The 24,879-nt window shown below is 45.4% G+C and carries 21 protein-coding genes and 1 pseudogene; 9 read left to right on the top strand and 13 right to left on the bottom strand.

Annotation, left to right across the window (positions count from 1 at the left end; all coding sequences use genetic code 11):
- The first annotated feature begins 238 nt into the window (after window positions 1-238).
- Window positions 239-685, top strand: coding sequence for a D-aminoacyl-tRNA deacylase (gene dtd / locus RID09_RS05535; RefSeq protein ID WP_446334952.1), 447 nt, complete (start codon window positions 239-241; stop codon window positions 683-685).
- A 657-nt stretch (window positions 686-1,342) separates the two neighbouring features.
- On the opposite strand, the gene RID09_RS05530 is transcribed toward dtd, so the two are convergent.
- From RID09_RS05530 to RID09_RS05515, 4 genes and pseudogenes are all read right to left on the bottom strand, one after another.
- A complete protein-coding gene (locus RID09_RS05530; protein ID WP_446334951.1) occupies window positions 1,343-1,567 on the bottom strand; it encodes an AbrB/MazE/SpoVT family DNA-binding domain-containing protein in 225 nt (74 codons plus the stop codon).
- Between the two features lie 504 nt (window positions 1,568-2,071).
- On the bottom strand, window positions 2,072-3,493 hold the full coding sequence (locus RID09_RS05525) for a hypothetical protein (protein ID WP_446334950.1): 1,422 nt from the start codon (window positions 3,491-3,493) through the stop codon (window positions 2,072-2,074).
- Window positions 3,494-3,521: 28 nt separating this feature from the next.
- Entirely contained in the window at window positions 3,522-4,328 is an 807-nt protein-coding gene (locus RID09_RS05520; RefSeq protein ID WP_446334962.1) for a glucose 1-dehydrogenase, read from the bottom strand.
- Window positions 4,329-4,629: 301 nt separating this feature from the next.
- Window positions 4,630-4,915: pseudogene (locus RID09_RS05515) on the bottom strand (hypothetical protein); the annotation flags it as partial.
- 29 nt (window positions 4,916-4,944) lie between these two features.
- Between RID09_RS05515 and RID09_RS05510 the strand changes: the two are divergent.
- The 6 genes from RID09_RS05510 (at window position 4,945) to RID09_RS05485 (ending at window position 11,694) form a co-directional block, all read left to right on the top strand.
- Window positions 4,945-5,346, top strand: a complete 402-nt coding sequence (locus RID09_RS05510; protein WP_446334949.1) for a peptide chain release factor 1 — start codon at window positions 4,945-4,947, stop codon at window positions 5,344-5,346.
- Window positions 5,347-5,512: 166 nt separating this feature from the next.
- Window positions 5,513-6,472, top strand: coding sequence for a vWA domain-containing protein (locus RID09_RS05505; RefSeq protein ID WP_446334948.1), 960 nt, complete (start codon window positions 5,513-5,515; stop codon window positions 6,470-6,472).
- Window positions 6,473-6,495: 23 nt separating this feature from the next.
- Window positions 6,496-7,563 carry a vWA domain-containing protein gene (locus tag RID09_RS05500; RefSeq protein ID WP_446334947.1) on the top strand — a complete coding sequence of 356 codons (1,068 nt, stop codon included), beginning with the start codon at window positions 6,496-6,498 and terminating at the stop codon, window positions 7,561-7,563.
- A gap of 79 nt (window positions 7,564-7,642) precedes the next feature.
- Window positions 7,643-8,284, top strand: coding sequence for a vWA domain-containing protein (locus tag RID09_RS05495; protein ID WP_446334946.1), 642 nt, complete (start codon window positions 7,643-7,645; stop codon window positions 8,282-8,284).
- 124 nt (window positions 8,285-8,408) lie between these two features.
- Window positions 8,409-10,202, top strand: a complete 1,794-nt coding sequence (locus tag RID09_RS05490; RefSeq protein WP_446334945.1) for a PP2C family serine/threonine-protein phosphatase — start codon at window positions 8,409-8,411, stop codon at window positions 10,200-10,202.
- Window positions 10,162-11,694 (top strand): protein kinase domain-containing protein, encoded by a 1,533-nt coding sequence (locus tag RID09_RS05485; protein ID WP_446334944.1) that lies wholly within the window; start codon window positions 10,162-10,164, stop codon window positions 11,692-11,694. The genes RID09_RS05490 and RID09_RS05485 overlap by 41 nt, the downstream gene beginning before the upstream one ends.
- A gap of 304 nt (window positions 11,695-11,998) precedes the next feature.
- On the opposite strand, the gene menD is transcribed toward RID09_RS05485, so the two are convergent.
- Together menD and RID09_RS05475 are read right to left on the bottom strand one after the other, a co-directional pair.
- Window positions 11,999-13,855, bottom strand: coding sequence for a 2-succinyl-5-enolpyruvyl-6-hydroxy-3-cyclohexene-1-carboxylic-acid synthase (menD, locus tag RID09_RS05480; RefSeq protein ID WP_446334943.1), 1,857 nt, complete (start codon window positions 13,853-13,855; stop codon window positions 11,999-12,001).
- A 69-nt stretch (window positions 13,856-13,924) separates the two neighbouring features.
- Complete coding sequence (locus tag RID09_RS05475) at window positions 13,925-14,143, bottom strand: hypothetical protein (RefSeq protein ID WP_446334942.1); 219 nt, start codon at window positions 14,141-14,143, stop codon at window positions 13,925-13,927.
- A gap of 257 nt (window positions 14,144-14,400) precedes the next feature.
- Here RID09_RS05475 and RID09_RS05470 point away from each other — a divergent pair, with 257 nt between their 5' ends.
- Window positions 14,401-14,799, top strand: a complete 399-nt coding sequence (locus tag RID09_RS05470) for a DUF6464 family protein (protein ID WP_446334941.1) — start codon at window positions 14,401-14,403, stop codon at window positions 14,797-14,799.
- A 110-nt stretch (window positions 14,800-14,909) separates the two neighbouring features.
- Here RID09_RS05470 and RID09_RS05465 read toward each other — a convergent pair whose 3' ends face one another.
- Window positions 14,910-15,674, bottom strand: coding sequence for a hypothetical protein (locus RID09_RS05465; protein ID WP_446334940.1), 765 nt, complete (start codon window positions 15,672-15,674; stop codon window positions 14,910-14,912).
- A 134-nt stretch (window positions 15,675-15,808) separates the two neighbouring features.
- On the opposite strand from RID09_RS05465, the gene RID09_RS05460 reads away from it, so the two are divergent.
- Complete coding sequence (locus RID09_RS05460) at window positions 15,809-16,756, top strand: pentapeptide repeat-containing protein (protein WP_446334939.1); 948 nt, start codon at window positions 15,809-15,811, stop codon at window positions 16,754-16,756.
- Window positions 16,757-17,003: 247 nt separating this feature from the next.
- On the opposite strand, the gene RID09_RS05455 is transcribed toward RID09_RS05460, so the two are convergent.
- The 6 genes from RID09_RS05455 to RID09_RS05430 form a co-directional block, all read right to left on the bottom strand.
- A complete protein-coding gene (locus RID09_RS05455; protein ID WP_446334938.1) occupies window positions 17,004-17,558 on the bottom strand; it encodes a pentapeptide repeat-containing protein in 555 nt (184 codons plus the stop codon).
- Window positions 17,559-17,587: 29 nt separating this feature from the next.
- Entirely contained in the window at window positions 17,588-18,955 is a 1,368-nt protein-coding gene (gor, locus tag RID09_RS05450) for a glutathione-disulfide reductase (protein ID WP_446334937.1), read from the bottom strand.
- Window positions 18,956-19,153: 198 nt separating this feature from the next.
- On the bottom strand, window positions 19,154-19,867 hold the full coding sequence (locus RID09_RS05445; protein ID WP_446334936.1) for an ATP synthase F0 subunit B: 714 nt from the start codon (window positions 19,865-19,867) through the stop codon (window positions 19,154-19,156).
- Entirely contained in the window at window positions 19,774-20,328 is a 555-nt protein-coding gene (gene coaD / locus RID09_RS05440; RefSeq protein ID WP_446334935.1) for a pantetheine-phosphate adenylyltransferase, read from the bottom strand. Before coaD ends, RID09_RS05445 begins: the two co-directional genes overlap by 94 nt.
- Before the next feature lie 132 nt (window positions 20,329-20,460).
- Window positions 20,461-23,286, bottom strand: a complete 2,826-nt coding sequence (locus RID09_RS05435; RefSeq protein WP_446334934.1) for a hypothetical protein — start codon at window positions 23,284-23,286, stop codon at window positions 20,461-20,463.
- A gap of 48 nt (window positions 23,287-23,334) precedes the next feature.
- The gene (locus tag RID09_RS05430) at window positions 23,335-24,471 is read right to left on the bottom strand and encodes a DegT/DnrJ/EryC1/StrS family aminotransferase (RefSeq protein ID WP_446334933.1); all 1,137 of its coding nucleotides are present in this window, start codon (window positions 24,469-24,471) and stop codon (window positions 23,335-23,337) included.
- Window positions 24,472-24,879 lie beyond the last annotated feature (408 nt).

Here is a 24,879-nt window from a genome sequence, read left to right as displayed (position 1 = left end):
ATTGTGTCACCCCCCCTCATTTTGTCTAGTCTATATCGGAAACTTGACTGAATCTTTATATTAAATCATTCAATAAAAACGGCTCGAATGGCTTGCCTATTCAAGGATTGATTAATTTTTGGCTCACAACGCTTTTATGAAGAATTGATGAAGGTACTATGCAAGGTACTATGCAATGAGTTAAAATAGTTCAAATAACTGATCTATTCCCTAATCGCCTAATCACCAATCACCTTAAATGCGCGTTATTATCCAGCGAGTTAAATCGTCTCAAGTAACAGTTAACGGTGAAGTCGTTGGCAAAATTAATCGAGGGCTAAATTTGCTAGTGGGAATTGCGGATAGCGATACTGAAGCCGAATTAGATTGGATGGCGCGAAAATGCTTGGATTTGCGTTTATTTCCCGGAACCGATAGCGGTAGCGATCGCTGGGAAAAGTCGGTTCAGGAGATTGGCGGCGAATTATTGGTGGTGAGTCAGTTTACCTTGTATGGGGATTGTCGGAAAGGGCGTCGCCCTTCTTTCTCGCGATCGGCGAATCCAGAACAGGCGGAGAAGCTTTATCAGCAGTTTGTGGAAATGCTGCGCCAGAGTGGGTTACGAGTAGAAACTGGGGTATTTGGGGCGATGATGCAAGTCTCCATTGAAAATGATGGACCCGTGACATTGCTGCTGGATCGGTAGATCATGGAAACACGAGACTACTGTCTTTGGTATATACTCTGACTACACAGTTCTCACCCCCTGGAAAAACAACTCAAATCCGAGAAGGGGTAGGTGTTTTTTCAGAACAAGGTAAATTTCCGGCTGTATCCCCCGCGAGTCTTGGGTTTGAGGACATGACTTAAAAAACGACTCTCTCGGAATTTTTGAAATGCTTACTGGTGCTGGATTCTGGCTGTTTTGGAAAAAGGTGTCTATTGTCTATCAAAGTCTGAAATGCTATATTAAGTGGAGTCTCTCGGAATTGAACCTTGAAAACTATATATATCAAGCGTTTCAGAGGTTGGCAGTCAAAACCTTACTGAATCCCTATCAGGGATTGAAACTACCGATTTCTTGGACGGATTACTTAACTCCTCTGTCAAAACCTTACTGAATCCCTATCAGGGATTGAAACGATTAATAACACCCGCCGACGCTTCAAAATAACCCGTCAAAACCTTACTGAATCCCTATCAGGGATTGAAACCTAGTAGAAGGCGAAAAAAAAGCTGATTGCCTCAATGTCAAAACCTTACTGAATCCCTATCAGGGATTGAAACAGCTTATACCCCACCATGGGTTGCAACTTGGTCATCATGAATCACCTGCACCATCGCAGGGGTAATCCAAATCGGTTCAGCCATCTGCTAACTCTCGCATTGCATTGCGGTACTGCGATGCCCCCTGCTGGTAAGCCGTCATCACCTGCTCGAACTCAGGATCATAAGCCATCAACTTAATGCCATCCTCCATCACCACCAGGGTTAGTGTATCCCCTTCCCTTAAATTAAATTTGTCCAAGATTTCCTTAGGAAAAGTGGTGCCAATGGAGTTGCCCACTTTCCGTAGTTTTATTTCCATGATTTAATTCTCTACTGACGTTATTACTATTGTAATCACGCTAATTACCAGACGAGCAAGCCAAAAACGAATGGAGCCCTGTGCGATGCGCTCTAATACCAAATCCGAGTTAGCTACCCCCGTTATAACCTAGTCCGCGCAGGCGGACGAAAGTTTGTGTAGCAGCGATTTCAATCGCCGTGGAAAAAGGGGGTGATCAAGGCGGATTTGGTATAACAGCAGCAGCTTATTATCTTGAGTCGGTGATTGTCATTTGTCATTTTTCATTCGTTATACATTCTGTAGGGGCGGGTTTCACTACTATCCTTTTTTCTCTAACCCAGATGCAATTAAACCCGCCCCTAAACCCAGCCTTAGACACCAGGTTCCGGTTTCCGTAAGCGAAGGGTCAAGTCGGGGCGGGTTTAGTTCAGTTAGGGATTTGATCCGATGCGTTATTAGTAAAACCCGCCCCTACACATTCAAAACTCAAAACTTATTGTCATGTAAGATTCCATGTATCCCTTACGCCTGATAAAGATTCCGATGTAGATTATCAACTTCCTCCAAGGCTTTTTCAACTCCTCCTTCGGCAACACTCCTAACGTAGTTAAGTTTGATTTCCTCTAGCATATCTATAAGTAAGGATTCAATTTGCTGACGGTTTTGCTTCTTCTGTAACTCTGTCTCTAGCGCGTCTTTGAATTTCCCCATCAGACGGCTGGTTAATTCTACTCCCACTGGATCTTCAAGAGCTTTGACTAGGTTGTTGTAAGCGGATTGAGAAAGGTTTTTAGACAACTCCTCTGTTAACTGATTAGGCAAGTGACTCAACCCTGGCACATTCTGTATTTGCTGATAAACAACGGATTGGCTGAGGGTACTCTCCAGGCTGTGATGGACTAAAGCTTCTATGTCTGGCTGGACTTGAGGGAGAACTTCATAGACACTCAGATTAACCAGGCGAGTCGCGATCGCATTGACCTCATTTGTTTCATTCACTTCAATATAACGTCGGCGAGACTCAGGATAAAACAGCCAGCGTGCGACTTCACCTTTTTGAATTGACTCTTGCATTTGGTCAATCACCTGAACGCCGATAATTTCAGCAATTTCCTCAGCAAAACTTATCGCAAAGTCATAATTAAGTTGCTTCCGAAAAGGTTCCAGATTCAATAACTCAGTTTGATAGAGACGAATGATTACTGGAATAACTCGCAACCACCGCCAGAAGGGAAGCACCAAGAAAAGGTCATACCACCGCCGCAAAATCGCTTCCAGCCAGTTTAATTTGAGCTTGCGACGACTGCTATAGTAGGTTCGTGCTAAAATTTCTAGGGTAAATAGAATGATAAAGGGTAAGTCAATTAACCAAAAATAATCAACCAAACCGCCAAATCTGCCAATATCTCGATAGTAATTTCTCTCAATCAGGGAGCGAACTTCTGTATTGAAAAATTGAATAGATTCCTGCCATCCTGCCTGAGATAGATACGCAGAACTCCAAAATATCCTCAAGGCATCACTAGCATAATCCTCTCCTACACGAGTCCGCATTTTCTGTTGAATTTTTTCTAGCGTATTGCTTTTATTCGCTCCTTGGAACGGATTGTCTGCAACGAGTCGATGACTAAGTTGCTGCAATTCCTTTAGTAATTTTTCTGACTGCGGCGATTGCAATCCTGCTTGCGAAACCTCTTCTTCCAGTGCGTTTACTGTGCTGAGATAGTTTTGCGTTTCCGGATGGGGTTCAATCCCCTTAACCGGGTCATAAATTTTGACCAATCCTGGAAAAAATTCTAGATAAAAGTCGCGTAAGGTTATATAACTCAGGTCAAAAAAGACTAGAAGCAAATTCACTACAGCCAGGATAGCAATGAGGCGTTCAAACCAGGATGTTCTTAGTTCAGAGTTAGAGTTTTTTCTTCTAGCTAGTTTGGATGACATATATGTACGGCTGCTATAATCACAAGTTTCAGGCTGACCAAGGTTTGCTAAAGTCGTGATAAAGAGTTAACCCACCATCAATAAATAGAGTTTGTCCGGTGATATAGTCAGCTTCCTCAGATGCCAAAAAAGCCACCGCTGCTGCCATTTCTTCTGAAGTTCCGGCTCTTCCCATCGGAATGTGACTTTCTACGTTGGCTTTTTCCTCAGGGTCATTAATCCATGCTTCATTAATCGGGGTAATCGTTGCCCCAGGTCCGATACCATTCACCCGAATTCCTTTGGAGGCGTATTCTAAAGCCAGAGTTTTTGTTAAATTTCCCATTCCTCCCTTACTAACCGAATAACTCACATAGCAAGGTCGGGGAATAATTTCATGAACGCTAGAAATATTGATAATGACACCTTTTTTATTGCCGTCTAAAAAATGTTTAATGGCTTCACGGGCGCAAAGATAAGCCCCTCGGAGATTAACAGAAATGACTTTATCAAAGCTCTCAATTTTTGTTTCGTGTGCCGCACTCTCCATTTGAATGCCTGCATTGTTGATCAAAATATCGAGCCCGCCTAACTCGTTAATAACGGTGTCCATCATCTGAAAAACATCGTCTTCTTTTGAGACATCGCCCTGTACTAGTAAGTCTTTAACACCACAGCCTTTGATTTCACCACAAGCTTGATCCATCTTTTCTGCGGTGTCTGCGGCATCTTCGGGACTGCTGCGATAGTTAATGGCTACATTGACACCTTCTTGAGCCAAACGAATAGCGATCGCGCGTCCAATTCCAGAACTTGCACCTGTTACGAGAGCGTTTTTACCTTTGAGACCTTTCATCATGACTAAACCTTTATTTTAAGCAACTAAAGCCTGTATTTTCAGACAATGTTTTTTTGCTTCATAGTATTAAAAATCAATGTTATCCAAAGATAACATTGATGCTCTAGCTATAAATCCACCTTTCGATAGAGCTGTCGCCATCAAGGTTAGGACTTTCTTATTCAGCAAAAATTCGCACATATTTATACATATCTTCCGGTTTAACAAACTCTCTCTGCAGCGGCATCAAATTGTTGAGGAATCCGGAATTCTGCCAACACTGGACTGGCAAAGATGTTTGTGCGCCACTGGATTAACACTCTCCAGTAATTTGCTCGTTGAGTGATTGAGCGCTTCCTAATGCTAGCCAAAAGCGATCGCGAAACATTTGGGCTAGTCTGGCAGCAGCTTGGGCGATGATATAGCAGTAGACACATCGATTAGGACAAACGAACTGTTGTAGAGACGCTTCAAAAGCGCGTCTCTACCAAATGATGCGTCCTAACCGCTATGGCGATTGCTATAGCAGGATGGTAGCGCTGACCGGGAGCGTAGACGACACCGAAGGGAACTGGAAACCCGTTAAAAATAAACAGCGGTAGAATAGCAGGATACCCAAAACTGCATAAATTCCATGTATCGCTTACGATCTCTCCCTTGGCGATCGCTGTTAGAAGTCTCTGGGATTACTGTTGCGATCGCGATCGTCCTCGAAATTATCATTGGCTTAGGCTTCACCCAATCCCCTGCGATCCGTCAGATGCTCCAGTTCCTCTATACTCCTCCCTTAGGGATAATCATCTCCTTAATGGCGGCTGTGGGGTTTGGAGTTCTCGCAGTTTATGTTCTGGAACGGTTTTATCCCCACGTTTTGATCAACAGTAGCAGCTTGTGGGCATTAATTCCTTGTTTAGCCCTAGTTTTGGGCTTAAAATCGCTGTTGCCTTTACCTCCTTTCTTGGTAAGTTTAAGCTATGCAAACTTGGTTGCCGTTATTGTTGGCGTATTTTGGAAAGGGCGTCCCCACTGGCGTTAGTAAGCTGAGTTCAAGATTAGAAGGAAATTAAAAATAGACTTAGGCTATTTTTCATATAGACTATCTTTATCGGGTTTACCTAAAACAAAAAATACTGTTCATAGACTGAGATAAAAGTAGTTGTTGAAAACAAATATAAACCTAAAAACACAGGAGCAATTCGCAAATGCAGTTACAAAGTGTAGTTGAGCCATTCGGTGAAGTTAATGTTTATAAACAAACGAATGGTGATTTAAACATCGTTGCCACTATTCTCACCGTCCCTGATATTGAAGGCGCGAGAATGGGACTCGCCCTTGATGGTTCTGCCTCCATGAAAAAAATGTATGGAGTCAGCGGTATCGTGGGGGGTGCTTTTGCGATGGCGGCTAGTGCTAGCACACCTAATGTTATCGAACCCGTAGCGCGGACAATGGTCAGTTTTCTCGCTAATTTTTCCGCAAATGGCAAGGTTGATGTGATTTACTGGGCTTGCAGTCCAGATGGCTCTAAAGTCGAAGAATTAGGAGAATTTGATGATCAAACTATCCAAAACATTGCCATTGCTGGACCGAAAAAACTTCCCTGGGGACGAGGAACTAAATTATTGCCTCCGTTAAGACTTTTTGTGGACAAGTTTACAAATGTACCTGCACTTGGCGTTAAAAATCCAGCGGCTATTTGTGTATTCGTGACTGATGGAATTATTGAAGACTTAGCCGATGTCAAGAAGTACTGCTTTCAATATGCTCAAGCCATCTCCCAAAAACAAAAACCCTTTATGAAGCTGTTTCTCATTGGTATAGGCGATGAAGTTGATGAAGGGCAAATGGATGAGCTTGACGATATGTTTGAGGGGAGTGGCATTACGGATAGTTTTGGACAAAGTATTGACCTCTGGGATCATCAGTTAGCCAGTGACATGAATAAACTAGAGCAAGTTTTCAAAGAACTGGTTTCCGAAGACATGATTGTCATTGGGTCAGGTCGAATCTTAAATCAAGGGGGAAAAATTTGCCAGGAATATGCTGATGGCGTTCCTGCATTGCTGCGATTCACGATGCCAGCCGGATCAAATTCATTTACCTTAGAATTTCCCGGAGGAAGTGTCACTCAAGATATTTCTGAAGCTTTATCACAACCTTAAATCATGTCTGGTGAGGAAATAAAATGACGAGATCTGGTCAACCTTCTAACCGACCCAACTCCCTTCGCCGTCAACAACTTCCCAGTAATATTGTGGCTAAAGAATTTGGGGAAGTCAATGTTAGCAATACAGGGGAGGAATTGCAAGTTGTATTTACTATTTTGATGGAGCCTCAAGGACAGGATGCTGAAGGCTGGAAAACCGGTGTAGCCTTGGATGCTAGTGCTTCCATGAAAGGTCCTTATGGGCGCAAGCTGGAAGGAAAAGTTCCACCCGATGTCATGGCGGATTATGAGAAAAAACAATGGGTAGAATCCCGCCTTGAAGATGGGAACCGAGTTAAATCCTTTAAAAAGGAAGCGTATCAAGATGCAATCCAGAAAGGGTATTTTAAGACAACACCGAATACCGTTCAACCTCTCGCCCAACAATTTACAGCCTATTTAGCCGGAAACTTAGATGTAGATGGTGGGACGAGTGTGATCTATTGGGCTTGTGGTAACGGAGCAGAAATTGAAATATTAGGAGATTGTACGGAATCTGAATGTTCTACTCTTAATGTTAATGGACCGACTAAGGTTACCTTTGGTGAAACCACAATCTTGACGCCAGCGTTTAAACATTTTGTTGAACGCTTTGTTGATGCTAAACGAGGGATGTACATTTTCATTACGGATGGCAGAATTGATGATTTAGAGGAGGTCAAACAATATACCACTCAACTCGCCCAAAAGATTGCGGCTGGCAAACAAAATTATGTCAAAGCGGTTCTGATTGGTGTGGGATATGGCGTTGATGTGCGTCAACTTGAGGAATTAGATGATCTGGATACAGGCACTGATGTCGATATCTGGGATTATAAAATAGCGACGGAAATGCAAGCACTCTTACAGATATTTGCGGAAGTCGTTGATGAAAATCAGATTGTTGCCTCCACAGGTATTATTTACGATGATACGGGTAAAATTGTCAAAAAATATACAGATGGATTGCCAGCTAAAGTATCTGTTTCCATTCCAGCCAACTCTCAGTGGTTTGAACTGGAAGTGTATGGTCAACGAATTCGTCAAACTGTTATTTCATCCACCTAGAAGGGTTGATATTAAGTAACGCCCTTAATATTTATTTTCCGAAGATTTCAAACTGAGTCGAATTAAACAGGAGAAAAAAATGTCATCGCGTCGTTTACCCGTCTATCTTGTCCTAGATTGCTCTGGTTCTATGTCGGGTGATCCGATTGAAGCCGTTAACCAGGGAGTTAAGGCACTTGTTGCCGAGTTGAAAAGTGAACCCTATGCTTTAGAAACGGCTTACCTGTCAGTGATTACCTTTGAAAGTACAGCTCAACAAGTGTGTCCTCTAACCGAACTGATGACATTCCAACCGCCCCATCTCTCGGCTAGTGGTGCTACCTCTATGGGAGCCGCCCTGAGACTTTTATCCCAATGCTTTGATAAAGAAGTTCAAAAAGCGAGCGAAACTCAAAAAGGCGACTGGAAACCGTTAGTATTTCTAATGACAGATGGGATGCCTACTGATACTTGGGAAAATGCAGCAAAGGAACTAAAACAGAAAAGACCCGCGAATATTATTGCCTGTGCTGCCGGTTCAGGTGCAGACGAATATCTGCTCAAGAAGATTACAGAAATTGTCGTCAAACTTGATAATCTCCAGCCCGATACGCTGAAGCACTTTTTCAAATGGGTGTCTCAATCGGTGAAGCAAACATCCCAAAGTGTCGCTCAGGTGATGGCAGATAATCAGCCGATTAATCTACCTCCTCCACCCCAAGGTATCACCATTGTTCCTTAAGACTACTCCACAGCATCTTATACTGAATTCTATTACGGGAGGCAGAGCCTCCCAAGGAGCATTACCTTCGAGCGAGCTGGGAACGAGAGGGGGGACAGTAAAAGCAGGATGGTTAACAATAACTATGCAAGAGCAAGACCCAAAGTTGGCAGAATTGATTCAAGCCATTTGCTGGAAGCTTAAGCTTGAACCTGAAGATTCTCCTAAATTAGCAAAGAAATGGCAAGAATTTACTCAGTTAAAGAATTATCCGGAGCAAGCTCAGAAAATCCGTAATTCTGTTGTGAATCTATGGAAGCAGGTGTATGATTATCAGCTAGGTCTATCCCAGAATACAGCTAAAGCGGAAATTAAGGATATCGAATCCCTCTTGAGTGATGTATTAAACTGGCTTTCCGAGGAATCGCGTTCAGTTAATCAAGAAACCTTAAAAAAATGGCACATTATTGCGAATCAGCAGTTAAAACAAACTATCCGTAGCGCGATTTTTAAGGCATTATCCCGGTCATCTACAGAACTATTTCCTGTAGACTCCAATTGTCAACAGCCTACTCAAATAACCCCAAACAATCAAATAGATAAAGACAAGGAATCGCCTGTGCGACCTTCAAATCCTACAACAGCAACCGATAAAGGCGAACTATCTTCCGGAGAACTGCAATCGTCATTAACCAATCAAACCAGTCCTCCGTGGAAGTATCATCCTGTACCCGATGACGAACCAGACAAACATGATGAATTTTATTGTACCTCAAGTCAATCGGCAGAAAAACTAAAGCTCATTGGCGCGAGAGTGCGAGGAAAAATGCACAAGCACCAAGGAACGAATTGTGATGATTGGTTTGAGTTTAATACCAGTAGTAGCTGGACAATTATTGCTGTATCCGATGGTGCTGGGTCGAAAAAATTCTCTCGGCTTGGGGCGAGAGTTTCCTGTAAAGCCGCTGTCGAAAACCTCAAAAAATCCCTAAAAAACCATGAAATAAAAGAGCGAGATACAACCCAAGCATTAGCGGCTGATCTTGAGCGCAAGACAACCAATTGGGCGTTTACGGGAGCCGATATAGAAATCGTCCAAACCTCTTTACATGAAGCCATGCAGACGGCTTACAACGCGGTGATCAAAAAAGCAGATGAATGCCGCGAGTTGACCCGTTACTACAAAGCCCTAGAACACAAAGATGTCGAACCTAAAGACCTTTCTGCCACACTGCTGCTGGCAGTACATACCACCATTAAAGTTGCTGGAACTCACTATAGTCTGGTGCTAACCTGTCAGATTGGCGATGGCATGTTAGCCGCGATATCTCAAGAAGGAACTCTGAAATTATTAGGCAAGCCAGATAGCGGAGATTACGGCGGTCAAACCGAGTTTTTAACCTCTGCTAACAAAACCGAGCAAAAAAATTTGCTGCAAAAGACTTTTGTATTTCCAGGACATCTCAAAGCGTTAATGGTGATGACGGATGGAGTCGCTGATGACTACTTCCCCAATCAGCCGAGGATGTTGGAGCTGTATGGTGATTTACTGTTCAATCAGGTGATTAAAGTCTCTAAACCTAATGAGCAAGAGATTGCTAACCAGCTAAAAATGACAGTATTAGGCAGTCTGGAGGGTGTCAACGAAGTCAAATCTAGGTTTCAGGATAAAGTCGAGCGAATTTTGCCCAATCAATTGCCGGAACCTAAACGAGTCGTGATTCGTTCCATCGCTAACTATGCCAAAGCATTAGGTAAATCGGTGGCAGACGTTGTCGCGTCTCCGGCTTTATTAGCGGCGGGAATTCTGGGAGAACCAATGTGTAATGCAGACAATTTTAAACCAGAAGAACGGTTAAAAATTTGGCTAGATTCCTACTCGATTCGCGGCTCATTTGATGATCGCACATTGGTTGTTCTCTACCGGGAAGATATCTAAGGGTGTAGGCTGTGGGGTGTGGGAAAATCCTGAAGGTAAGTATTTAATCGGACATGATATTATGGCGACAGCAACCCTCACCGACGGCAGTACTGTAGAATACATCCCTGAACCCATTGGTGAAGGGGTGATGAAGCAAGTCTATTTTACGGCTGATAAATCCTCGGTTATTTGCTTTTATAAAGACCAAAATGCTGGTTCAGATCCCAATCGGATGGCTCGGTTAGAGAAGATTTTAGATGGTTATAATCCAACCATTGCTCAAAATGGCGATTATTTTAAACAGCTATTTTGTTGGCCCACGGGTATTGTGGTTCAGCCTCAGTTAGGGTTCATCGCCCCAACTTATCCCAACAACTATTTCTTTGCTACAGGAAACTTGGCAGGTAAGGAAAAAGAAAGCACTTGGTTTGTTCGCCCCAAACTGCGGCAAATGTTGCCAGAAGCAGAACGCGGTGCTTGGATTAATTATTTTCAAACCTGTATTCGCCTAGCCCGGGCGGTGAGACGTTTACACCAAGCTGGATTAGCTCATTCTGATTTGTCGAACAAAAATGTGTTAATTGATCCGATATCGGGACAATGTGTTGTCATTGATATTGACTCATTGGTGGTTCCTGGTTTATTTCCGCCCGATGTTTTGGGGACAAGGGGATATATCGCCCCAGAAGTATTATCTACTCTTCATTTACCCTTAGACGATGGCAAACGGCAACATCCCTCTGCTCGTACTGACCAACACGCCCTTGCTGTCTTACTTTACCAGTATTTACTCGGTCGGCATCCCCTAGAAGGTCCGAAGACCTATCCGGCGGCTTCTGCGGAGGAACAGGAACGTCTGGAGATGGGTTCAAAGGCGTTGTTCATTGAACATCCCACGGATGCTTCTAATCGACCTCACGATTTGCAGCTATCATCCACCGCCTTGGGACCTTATTTAAGCGATTTGTTTCAGAGAGCCTTTATTCAAGGCTTACACTTTCCCCATGAGCGCCCCGCTGCGATTGAATGGGAACGTGGGCTAATCAAAACCTGGGATCTGCTTTTCCCTTGTAAAAACAAGTATTGTCCGAGTCATTGGTCTATTTTACATGACCCCGCTCATTTAAACTGTCCATTTTGTGGCTCAAAACCCAAGGGAACTTTACCGATTTTGCGGCTGCGTTCAGAACGTCGTCCCGGTCAGTGGACATTCGATGGTCAACTTGTGGTTTATCATAATCTTACTTTATTTAAATGGCACGCTTTTGATAATATTTTTCCGGGTGAAGAAGCTGACAAAACGCCTCAGGCTTATTGTGTATTTTTTGAAGGAAAATGGCTCCTGATTAACCAAAATTTAACCTCTCTTACGTCTCCTACTGGTAACCAAGTTGCACCGAGTCCTCAACCGGGACAAGCCGGACAGGCGATTGAATTAAAAGAGGGAATACAATTCCGGCTTTCTCTGGAATCCCACGGTAGGATGGTTGAGGTTCAGATGATTAATTAGAAGAAACCCCATGCAAGAGGAGGCGATTGAAATCGCTGCTACACAAACAAAGTCCGCCTGCGCGGACTAGATTATAAAGGGGGTGGCTAACCCGGATTTGGTATGACCCCTCCCCTAGAAGACTGTTGGCGGGTCAATACTGCTCGGATAAGCCTGTCTTCTCTCCCCCAGCTTCCAGACGTTCCACCGGAACGTCTCTACAACCCCAGATCCCTTTGATGGACAACCTTCCTTAACCGAGCAGTATTGGTTGGCGGGTGACTTTTAAGGGCTCGCATCCCTGACTACGAACAGGAATTAAGCGTCAAGTTGGCGGATTTATCGCAAATTGCCCTAGATACTTTTGCCGCCAAATGGCGTCAGCTTTGCGATTCGTGGGCAACTCTAAGACTCGAATCCCTTGATTGGGTAATGGATTCAGTAACTGCTGCAATTGCTGCCAAGACTGAATTAGCTGATGTTCTACACCATAGGTCAGACATAATTGAGCAAAATTGATGCTTTGGGGTGTGGCAAAGAATTCTTCAAGGGATGGGTAAAATTGAGAAATAGGTAACATTTCAAAAATACCACCCCCGTTATTATTGATTAAGATAATGGTTAGATGACCGATAAATTTCTTGTTGAGTAAAAAGCCATTGGTATCATGTAATAAGGCTAAGTCTCCCGTTAGCATCACCGCACTTTGATTCCGGTGAGCAATCCCTAACGCTGTCGATAAAGTTCCATCAATTCCATTAGCACCACGATTAAACCACGGTTGAATCTCTGTATTTCCTGGAGACCAAAAAAATTCTACATCCCTCACGGGCATACTATTGGCAATAAATAATGGTGTCCCTGCTGGTAAATATTGAGAGAGTAACCAGGAGGCTTTTCCTTCAAATAGTTGAGGCATTTCTGCCATTTTATGATCAACGGCTGCCCTGACTTGGGTTTGGGCGTCACACCATTTTTTCAGGTAATATGGGTTTTGTTGTGATCCAGTTTTCCCCTGTTCCTCTATCGGGGCGGGTTTAGTTCCGTTATCGGTTTTTCCAACAACGTTATCCGTTAAACCCACCCCTACAGCTTGATGTTTTTTCTTATTCGTTGTTATCCATTGCCCAATTTCTTCGATAGGAATCCGCAGATGAGTGGTTTTCCCATGCAGGGCATCTAAGTTATGATGACTCGGATCAATGATCCAGCGTTGGGGTTGACAATGATCTAACCAAGTCCGCAGTTCTTTACTTGTGGGCAGTTCACCAATTTGAATGACGATAGTGGGTGTAAGTTGTTGAGCGAGTTGGCGATTCCGCAGAATTAAGTCGTAGGTGGAAATGAGATAAGGATTGAGGTGAGCGTAGTTTCTTAGCGGTGAAAGCCCTTCCGCTAATAGGGGAAAGTTTAGGGCTTGCGAAAGTTGGGAAATTGCATGACAATAGGCTTTGGGGTTTTGGGGTTGCGCTAGACCTGCAATAATTAAACCGCGATCGCACTCTTGCCAGTCTGAGTAGGGAATGGGGTGCACAGGTGCAGGGGGACAGGGGTGTAGAGGCGCAGGAGTAATAGCGGCAAAGAAATCGTCAGCCTGGAATTGGGATTTTAAAGGAGTGACGGCTGGATCACGAATGGGTGCCAGAGGATCACGGAAAGGGCAATTTAAATGAACTATACCAGGAACCGGAAAGCGCGATCGCTCCCAGGCATGAATCACAGTTTGTCGCAGATATCTCAGCATCGAGATTTCCACAGACGGTACGGCTAATTCGGTTTGCCAGTTGGGATAATTGCCATAGAGTTTCACTTGGTCAATGGTTTGCCCAGAATGGCAATCTCGCAGTTCTGGCGGACGGTCTGCGGTTAAAATCAATAGAGGAACGCGGCTTTCCCGTGCTTCGATAATAGCCGGGTAGAAATTCGCTCCGGCTGTCCCGGAAGTACAAACCAACGCCACCGGTAACCCCGATTTTCGGGCAAGTCCCAAGGCAAAAAAGGCAGCCGAGCGTTCATCGAGAATGGGAATTGCCTCAACTTGGCTGTGTTGTGCAAAAGCAACGGTAAGCGGAGTGGAACGTGAACCGGGACATAAGACGGCTGTGGTTAATCCCAACCGCGTTAACGTTTCCACCAGTATAGAAGCCCAGACGGTATTGGTATTACGAAAGTCAATTAGCATCGCATCTTATACTAGCAGAAGCGTCTACTCATTGAGGCTTTGAGGATGCGATAACTAAATCATGACTATTTATCCCAGTGAAGAAATCTCATCTACCACCTGCATCCGTCCTCGGCGAAATGCACGAAGTAACCGTTCTAGGGAGTCCCTCTCTTCATCAGTCAGCGACTCTTCTAGCAATGCCGCCATTATTCCGTATCGGTCAGCGAGTGTAATTTTACCAGAACTGGTAGTTTGAGCGAATAAATCGGATAGGGCACCGGGTAGAAGTCTCACTGGAATTTGCATATCGACCGTTGGATTGACTCAACACTTTCATCCAAGTATGAATCATCCTCAGGATTTGAGGGATATGGGTCAGACCCCACACCCCAATACGGCTAGGGGAGCAAAGGATGTAGAGACGTAAGGCGTGGAACGTCTAGAAGCAGGGAGGAGCCAAGGAGCCGAGGGGACGAATGACGAATAATAAATAACGGAAGTGGGATTTGCGATCGCGTTGATTGCGATACCATCCAAGTGTAGTCATTATCACACCTATTACTATGGAGCCAGATTCTCTTCCTGCAGAGCTAATCCTGACGCAATCGCGTCAGAGTCTGGGTAATATCCGACTAAATTGGACTCCCCAACCCGGTAATTATCTGGACTATAACGGTCAAACCTACGCTGTCCTGGAGCGTCGCCATCGCTATCTCCTAAAATCTGGGCGCTATCGTTTGCACAAAATTGCCCTTTACGTCCAATCGGCGCCCCGCCCAACGGAGAAAAGTTTGGTCGATGGGCGCTGGGTGCTTGGCGATGGGAGTTGTCAATATAATGCGAATTCTGAACTGGTGCGTTGTGCTGTCAATCCAGATGGTCCTTGCCAGTCTTGCCGTTACTACGAACCCATTGAACAAAACCTGAGTGACCCTGACATCACGTATCGAAAAAGTCACTGAAGCTAAATTTTATAACTCCCGCCGCTAACTTCTACTAAGTGTGGCGGGGGAGCAATGTTCCAGACATGATGCAAGAAGCATCTGGAAGCGGGGGGAACTTTTTTCATCGGTTAATGAACCGACGATTGAGTCAAGGAGTTTCTTTTTTCGTCATAAAACTGGCTAGCAATGAATCCGAGGGAATAAATGAGCGCCGCGTTACTAGAAGCTCCCACGGCTGCACCAATGACCGGCAGAATTTCCACAAAACTCAACCCACCTTTGAGAACTCCGGAACCTCCTACAGATAACCCAAAAATCGCTAGAACTTCACCACGTCGCGTTGGTTCTTTGAGCGAAAAGCCATAAGCCGCCGCAATGCGATAAACCATCTGTGCTTGGAGGGCTGTCACCGCTGCTAGCTCAATCCCAAACAAGGCAAGGGCTAAAGGTGGCATAAAGTTGGTGATTAATCCCAGCCTACCTCCTTTGATCGCGGTATCCACCATCAGCCGATGAGCAAGCTGTTCGGATGTGTCAAAGGGGTAATCCTGTCGCAGCTTGTCTACGTCTTTTTGAGCTTGTTCTAAATCCACTTGACCCAGTGCAGCAACGAGCAAGTTAATCCCTGGAACTTTGGCTGCATATTTAGTCAGCGGATGTTCTGCAATGGGTGCCACGATTTTGCCGACTGTTTCCGTTCCCGGTTCGACGAATCGCACAGCCGCAGGGCGAACAGCTTTTCCTACCGCCGTAGTTGTGCTGGTAATGGTGTCAGCCGCCGATTGCGTAGCTTTGGTCGCCAACTGAGTGGCAAACGTGGCGACTTGAGTGGTGGTTGCGATCGCGTCACTGATTTGGTCTGTAAATGAACGGTTTTTCCACTGTGCTGCCATATTTCAGTTAATTTTTATACATTGTGGTGGTTGTCATTTCTACTCTAAAAGAACAAAGACCCAATATCATCTATCATTTGACAGTAAAACCCGCCCTGGTTAAGTAGAGACGTTGCATGCAATAGAGACGTTGCATGCAACGTCTCTACAACAGTGAATTATCATTCAAACTAGAGTTAAATGTTAATAGTGACTCAAGAGTCGTGAATAAACATCCCCTGTTTCGGTCAATCATCAAACTCCTAGGATTTTACCTAGTCCTCGGTTTAGGTGGTGCAGCACTACCGGCTAACGCCCAGTTTCGAGAAAACTTTAAGCAGGACTTTCAACAACAATGTCAGCGAGCCAGACAAGCTCCCGGTGCCAATTTGAGTGAAATAACTGAATACGACAGGCGTCTCGAACGAGCCTATGTTTTGCCCAGGCAAAATCGACCCAGTTTAGTCGGTTGTGATTTGAGATCGGCTGACCTCAGAGGAGCCAATTTAGGCGGTGTTGATCTCAGTGCTGCCAACTTAAGTCCTAAAACCTCGGTGAGTCGGGCAATTGTTACAGAAGTTCCCGCCAATCTCACTGGGGCAAATCTGAGCGATGCCAAGCTAGATTATACTAACTTGACTCGTGCTATTTTAGTCAATGCCAATTTTAGAGGCGCTCGGTTGTACGATACTAATTTGAGTGGCGCTCAAATCGTTGATGCTAGTTTGGAGGGTGCGTTTGCCTCTTATGTTATCCTCTATGGGGCAAACTTGAGTGGATCAACTCTAAGTTTAGGAAATTTTTCCTCGGCGAGAATGACAAATGCTGATTTAAGCAATACCAATCTTGTTCGAGCCAATTTGACATTAGCGGACTTAACCAATGTCAATTTCAATGGGGCAAATCTCAGTGAAGCTAATTTAAGTGGCGCTAATTTGACGGGAGCAAAACTCATTGAAACGGATCTGCGGGGAGCAACAGGTGTCAATTTGCAGGGAGCGCAGTTGTGTCGAACAAGGCTTCCTGATGGCACAGTAGCCGCTCCAAATTGCGCCATGACGGATAACAATCCGTCCTTGGAGGCACGTCCCGAATTGTTTTAGGCAATAGGGAGCAATAGGGAGCAATAGGGAGCAATAGGGAGCTGGGGGAGCCATAGCACATTTTCCCTGATAGCGGTGCAAGGGTAAAAAAGGGTTTAACCCTTTTTTCTTGAACAAGAGTAAATATCAATGCCACTCAAAGCCTTGATAGCTAAGGGTTTGGGAGTTGTGCAGCAAGCCCGAAATAGAGAAGATGGGGGAGAACTGTAGAGACGCGATGCAAGAAGCGTCTCTACTCACGCGCCATTCAACAATCTCGATTTGATACCGTACCATCTGCTAGGGTTGTCTGGCATAAAATCCCATCTCGCCAGTCAGCCCCCTCTAGGTTAGCCCCCTGTAAATTTGCGCCCTTTAAGTTCGCACCTTTGAGATAAGCATTGGTTAGATTGGCATTCTCTAATCGAGCGTTGCTCAAATTGGCGCGGGTGAGAAAACTAGCGATCAGGTTTGTATCTCTCAAGTCCGCATTACTGAGGTTGGTATCCACCAGAGAAGCGTTCATCAAGTCGGCATTCCTGAGAATAGCATTGACCAAATCAGCACGGCTGAGTTCAATCCCGCTTAATTGAGCCAACCGGAGATTAGCACCTCCCAGGTTGGCTCCTTTGAGTTTAGCCCCTTCCAGATTAACTTCTCGTAAATCACACCCCATACAGGTATTAGTTTCCAGCAGTTGGCGTACTGTATCCCCATCTTTGAGAAGATGAGTCACTGCTGTGGCTACAGCGTTGAGGTTAACTGTAGCCACGGGTGAAAGTAGCATCAGGAAAATGGTAGTAATCAGACGCCAATGGTTCATGATTTATGGTTCATCATTCATCGTTCACGTCAACGCAAGGTAACAAACTCCTCAGAGGTCGAGGGATGAATGCCAACCGTAGCATCAAAATCGGCTTTTGTCGCTCCCATTTTCAGCGCGATCGCAACGCCCTGAATAATCTCAGCCGCTGATGCTCCAACCATGTGCGCTCCTAGCACTTTATCGGTGCTTTCGTCAACCACTAACTTCACTATGACCCGTTCCTCTCGACCGGTCAGAGTATGGTACAAGGGGCGGAAACGGGCGCTATAGACTTTAACCCCATCCCTATACTTTTCCCTAGCTTGGGCTTCGGTTAACCCCACCGTTGCAGCTTCTGGGGTACTAAATACGGCAGAGGGGACATTTTCATAACTCATAATCCGGGATTTGCCGCCAAACTCCGTATCGGCAAAAGCACGCCCTTCGTTAATCGCAACTGGCGTCAAATTAATCCGATCCGTGCAATCCCCAACGGCATAAATATGGGGGACAGAAGTCCGGCTATACTCATCCACCGCGATCGCATCTTGAGCTACATCGACTCCAGCCTTCTCCAGTCCTAGATTCTGGAGATTCGGCTGGCGTCCCGTGGCGGCGAGAAAGATATCCCCAATTACGGTTTCCTCATGCTTACCGCAAACTGTAACCTTCAGTCCATCTCCTGTCTTTTCAATCGCTGTCGGTACGCTACCCTCTAAAATCCGGATACCGTGTTCCTGCATTCCCTCTTGGATTTGAGTCCGAATATCATCATCAAACCCCCGCAAAATCTTCTCTTTGCGGATAATCTGGGTCACTTCAGAACCCAAGCCATGCATAATACAGGCAAATTCCACACCGATGTAGCCACCGCCGAGAATCACCACTCGCTTCGGTTGCTCCTTAAGTAGGAACATATCATCGGAGATAATGGCATGTTCTATACCGGGGATATTGGGTTTAACCGGCTGTCCACCCACAGCAATCAAAATTTTATCCGCACTCACTTTTTGCGACGCGGTACTATCGTTTTGAGTCTCAAAAATCTCTAATGTATGAGGGTCAACAAACTTGGCATAACCCCGAAACAGTTGCACTTGGGAATTATCCAACATCCGCAAGTAAACCCCATTGAGGCGTTCTAGTTCCTTTTGCACCGCCTCGATCATTTTATGCCAGTCAAGGGTACTTTGTACAGCACTCCAGCCATACCCTTGTGCCTCTTCAAACACCTCCGGAAAATGAGAGGCATAAACCATCAGTTTTTTGGGAATACAGCCGCGATTTACACAGGTTCCTCCCAAACGACTGAATTCGGCTACTCCTACCTTTGCCCCATACTGGGCTGCTCGTCGTGCTGTGGCAATTCCGCCGGAACCGCCACCAATAACAAACAGATCAAAATCGTAACTCATAACTGGCTCAACTCCCGTTATATCGGCTAAAAACTTAAACTATCAATAGTTTGGTAGGTCGGCAAAATTCCAGTAAATAGTGAGGATCTTCATTTGTCATTTGTCCTTTTTCAGGATAGTCCAGTTGATTTCCATCGACCTATCTAGAGGTTGATCCGATATCGCCTCTGATCCACCATAAACGCTCATTTGAAGACATTACTTCTTTTTCGGTGATGTTGAGGATGAACGAGACTCAGATCCGCCAATCCCATCTTTTTCCTGCGGTTGTTTGGGTTGTACGTTCTGGTAAAGTTGTTGACGTCCATTGCGAATCACCCTCAGCATATCAGCAAGCTGTTGCTCAATACTATTAAGTACAGAATCAGCATAGTCATCCGCACCGTTTTGAATATCTTCGCATTCTTCGAGTGCGAGTTGGCGCAGTTGTGCCAATTCCTGCTGGGCTTGTCGGCGCATCTGTTCAATTTCAGTGCGAGTTTGTTGTTGCAGCGTTTCACACTCTTGCTGAACCCGTTGCCGGATTTGCTTGGCTTCGAGTTCTGCCTGTTGCACAATCCCCATGTCATCCAGAATTTGTTGAGCCTGTCGTTCAGCGGCTTCTAGGATTTCTTGGGCATAGTCTTCTGTTTGCAGGAGAATATCTTCCCCTTGGTGGATAATCTTTTTCGCTGCCTCAAACGCCTCCGGTAGACTTGCCCGCACCACATCCAATTGAGTCAAAAACGCCTCTTCATCAATCAAAGTGTACTTGGTCAACGGGATGTGCGGGCTATCAAACAGCATATCCTCTAGCTTAGTGAGTTCTCGCTGGATATCTAAATCGGGGGTTCCAGAGGAAAGGCGTTTCTCTGGGGGGTTGGGTTCTGGGAGTTTATCGGGTTCAAGGCGGGATGACTCTGGGCGTAACATCGGCAAATATCTAGGGCAACCTGCGGGGGAACAAGATGGTCAACAGATCCGCCAAATTTGGCAATCTCTTTCACTACGCTACTACTTAAAAAACTGTACTCGTTAGACGTGGCGAGAAAAACGGTCTCTATTTCATCCCAGAGGGTTTGATTAGTATGCGCCATCTGGAGTTCTTTCTCAAAGTCTGATAGCACCCGTAGTCCCCGCAGTAAGACTTGAGCATTCTTGAGTTTGGCATAGTCCACCGTTAAACCGGTGAAGCTATCGATTTCCACATTCGATAGATGTTGGGTACAGCCGCGAATCTGTTGCACTCGCTCTTGTATTGTAAACAATGGCGATTTACTCGGGTTGCGGAGTACGGCAACAATGACGGTTTCAAAGAGCTTACAGCTACGCTCAATGATATCGAGGTGTCCTAGAGTGATCGGATCGAAGCTGCCTGGATAAATTGCAATCACGACAGAGACATCTGGAGAGGTACTGAGGAATTATAAGCTGTTATGCATTTAATGCGATAGGTGAACTACCCAGCGCCAAGCTTACGCTATGTCGTGGGCTTCTGATCTCACAGGGGATTGCGTCAGCTTAGACTACTCCCATTCTTGCCATTGATCGATCCAGTCTAGAACCCGGTCAAGAATTGGCTCACGTCCCTTGGCAACATTGGCGGCGATGCTGATAAAAATAATGCCAGCAATTATGCCAATAATCCAGTTAGAGAGCGGATAGGACAAACTTAACCCAACTAGCTGGTAAAAGACTGTGAAGATAAATGTGACTGTTCCCACTATTAAAAATGCCCGGATTTGCAATCCTAATCCAGCGAAAATAGCCACGAGACTAATGATTCCAGGAATAAGTCCAATGTTTTGATAAAACCCTAACGCTACCAAACAGATGATGCCGCTACCCAGTAAGCGGAGGTAGTGACGCAGGTTCCGTTTTTGCGGTAATCTTAATTCTGGATCAACTTGGGCGACGTAGAGGAAAAAATAACCAATTACGGCAGCATACGCTAAGGGTTCAGTAACCTGTTGGCTTTGCAAAACGCGCCAGATTGCCCAATCGATGAAAAATAAACTTACGTATGTCCAACGTAAATTAGATTGGCGGTTGGTGATCCAGGCATAAAAACAGGCAAGAACCAGTAAATTAATAGAAGAGAGGGTTTGGGGATTGAGCAAAACGCTCACAAGAGGCAAAATCGTGGCATATTGTTGCCAAGGCTTTCCATTCCATCCCCACCGCCACCAGGGAGTTTGATAAACCGCGATCGCGAATAAACTTGCAATGATAGATCTCCAGGGATCGAGTAGGCTCAATGTCCAGATCAAACGCCCATAGATCCCAATGGCGACGACCTCAGTTAATCCGGCGTATATCCAGAAGTGATAAGGTGAGTAAGCCCTGTAAAGACGTACCATGGCGCGTCTGGAAAATGAAGAAAACTGGCGTTGTTGAACTCGTAAATTTCCTTGGAAAAACGCATAACTAGCCAGTATCAAACTGATGACAAGCCCCAGGAATCCCATTAGGTTAGGTGGGGTTCCCACAGACATCCCAGCCGCTAGAACCATCAAGATACTACCCATTGCCCAGTGAATGTGGGCAGTCATTTCGATTTGGGTGACGCTGATATGGAAAAGTGTAGCCCGATCGCGCGATGCGTTCCTTCGGAACAGGCTTTGCCAACGCAAAACCCAGGCGAGTGAACGATAAATACAGCAGATTACAGCCGCGATCGCCGCTAAAATAATAAAGCTATCCCCAGGATTTACCCCATCGGCTTGCAGTATTTGATAAATCACCAGTTCATACCAACCCAGGGAAATACCTGCCAAGGAAAGATAGATGATCCCTTTGGCTTGAGGACGGTGATAGGTTACACTGATACCAATTAAAGCCGCACCTAGGGTAATCAACCCGGTATAGGGGGTGAAATAAAAAAAGTGTAAACTAATACCAATCAAGGTATAAATGACCAGTTCGTACCAGGCAAGGGAAATACCTACCAGGAAAAGATAGGTGATGCCTTTTCTTGGAAGACGGCGACGCCCTACGATGATGCCCGTTAAAGCTGCACCTAGGGTGAGCAACCCGGTATAGGGAGTGAAATAAGAAAAGCGCAAATTAATGCCAACGAGGGCATAAACTAAGGGTAAAGAGTCCAGTACATCCCGCCAATTTTCTCCCCACCTCTCAGACGCCCCGCCTAAACGGGTATGCCACCAACGATTGAAGACTAGTGTCATAACTGCCAGAATAATGTTCGCGGCGCCGAGGATTAAGGATGAACCCTTAAGGAGTACAATAGCGTTGGCTATGGTCAATTCTATTGCCCAGCTAATGCCGTAAATACTAAATTTGGCAAAAGATTGCCAATACCGATAAAAAATAGCACCGCCAATGAGCATTGATGCACTCAGGTACTGCCAACTGGATGGAATGAATTCTAAATACATATTGGCGATCGAGAGCGTCAGCAGTCCGAGTTCCGTCGTAGATAGAGCAATTGCCCAGCGATCGCAGGCTTGAGCGTACAATTGAGCTAGCGTGCTAGCCTGGGGCGTTAAGCCAGCACGTAGCAGCCATAATCCGAAAATTGCGATCGCGCCAACCCAATACCAATCGGCTGGGGAGAGGGAGGACAATCCCGGAATTCCTTGGGAAAGACGTGCCACACCAAAACTCAGGGCAAATCCAATCGTGATCGCGGCGGCTAAGGCTTGCTTTAAATAACAGCTATTGATGAACATCACAAACGTGGCGACACCTAAGCCGATGAGTCTGATGTCCCCTTGGAATAGGGTTAACCCTTGGACGAGAAATAAGCCGATCCCACTCCACCAAAATAGTTGAATTTGCCTTGAGTTTAGCCCCTGATTGTTAGTAGAATCTGAACCTAAGTCAGTGTTTTCTACCGATGACCAAGGACTAATCAGGGAATCCCTGAGTGACGCTCTGGAGAAAGAATTAGCCTCTTTGCCTCCTGTTCGCGATCGCGTACTTCGGCTGGCAATGTCGGTTAAGCTTAAAGGGGTTAACAGCCATAAGAGTCCCCACGGTGGCGTGGAAGCGGGAACAAAAAATAGGTCAGTAAAAATCTCATCGGCTAGCAAGACATAACTGAGTCCGGCTAGCACAAAACCCAGATGCCAGCAACTGCGATACCCAATTTGTTTGACAATAGGGGATTGGGGATTTTGCTCTACAGTTTGCCCTGTGCTAAGATTCCATTCTGCCACCATCAGCGCCAAGAATAGAGTCGCCCAGAGGGGTTCCCTGAGAGTAGGTATCCATCTGTGAATAAACAAACAGATGGTCAACAATCCACCGACATGGGTGAGGTAGACGAGAACAACTCGCACAAAATTAACTTTAGAGGGAGTTTGGGGGAGCGATAAGTCCCACGCCATAATTTTAATTTGGCATTGGGATGCCTTCACTCACCCAAGCTAATTTTATTAAACTACACTACTCAAACAATCTTTTAAACCATAGACAACCTGTTGCTGTTCCTCAAAGGACAATTCTGGAAATATAGGTAGAGACAAAACCTGGTGACACACTTGCTCAACAACCGGAAAATCACCCATTTGATACCCTAAGCTCTGATAAACCGACTGCAAGTGCAACGGTAGGGGGTAATAAACCATTGAAATAATGCCCACCTGTTGCAGGTTTTGGCGGACTTGATCTCTATATTCACTGCTGCGGCTGTCTTTGGTTAAGCGAATCGTGTACTGATTCCAGACAGCATAGCTTCCTGGAGTTTCTTGAGGTAAAACGATTCCCGGAACAGGTTTTAATAACTGGTGATACTGATCAGCAATCTGAGAACGAACCTGATTCCACTGATCAAGATACTGTAATTTGATTTGCAAAATGGTCGCTTGTAGGGCGTCTAAACGGCTATTAATCCCTGTGGCTTCATGGTGGTAGCGATCGCGCATCCCATGTTCTCGCAGCATTCTTATCGTAGCCGCTAGGGTTGGATCATTGGTAATAACGGCACCTCCATCCCCACAAGCCCCTAAATTCTTGGTGGGAAAGAAACTAAAACAGCCAATATGTCCAATGCTACCCACCTTTTGTCCCGCCCATTCCGCCCCCGTTGCTTGGGCGCAGTCTTCAATTACCGCCAAACCCTGCGCCTGGGCGATGTCCATAATCCCCGTCATATCCACAGGCTGTCCAAACAAATGAACGGGCAGAATCGCTTTGGTTTTCGGGGTAATCGCCGCCGCAATCTGATCAACGTCAATATTAAAGGTGTGGGGATCAATGTCCACAAAAATGGGTGTCGCCCCCACCCGGGTAATCACTTCCGCCGTAGCGATAAACGTGAAGGGTGTAGTAATCACCTCATCCCCTGCTCCAATCTGTAATGCTCGCAGTGCCAGATACAAGGCGTCTGTGCCAGAGTTACAGGCGACGCATTCGCTGGTATTCATGTACGCCGCAAATTGTTCTTCAAAGCCTTGAACCGGAAGCCCACCAACGTAACGTCCGGAGGTGAGTATCTCCTGAATAGCTGCACTGACTTGTTTTTCAATGCGCTGATACTGTCGTGCCAGATCAATAGGGGGAATGTGATTCACTCGCTTACACCTAGACGTTTTTATTCAATAAATCAAATTTTGTGGCAAAAGGGAATCCTGCTCATATTTTTTACTATCCTCAATCCATGGATTTGAGGCTGGGGGTGGGCAAAAGTGATAAGCTGTTCGGCATTTAAACCTTAATATCAATAATGGCTCTCATCCTTGTAGTGCGAGCCAGCAAGCTCGCGACTAATACCCAATTTAAAGGCACGACAGCTTAACCCTGGAGAAGCTGAGCAACAAGCTAAACGACGCTAGCTGCAATTGACACTCCCCCGGTTGAAAACACGGGGGATTCTTCATTCATCCAGAAGCCTTAAAGTATTGACTCTCATCAATACACCAGAGGGCTAACTGTCCTGAAGCGTTTATCCAGTATTCCTGGAGAGTTCCCGTGTGACCCAC

The organism is Coleofasciculus sp. G1-WW12-02, from assembly GCF_040219735.1.
GTDB lineage: Bacteria > Cyanobacteriota > Cyanobacteriia > Cyanobacteriales > Coleofasciculaceae > Coleofasciculus.
This window is presented reverse-complemented; position numbering and strand designations above follow the sequence as displayed.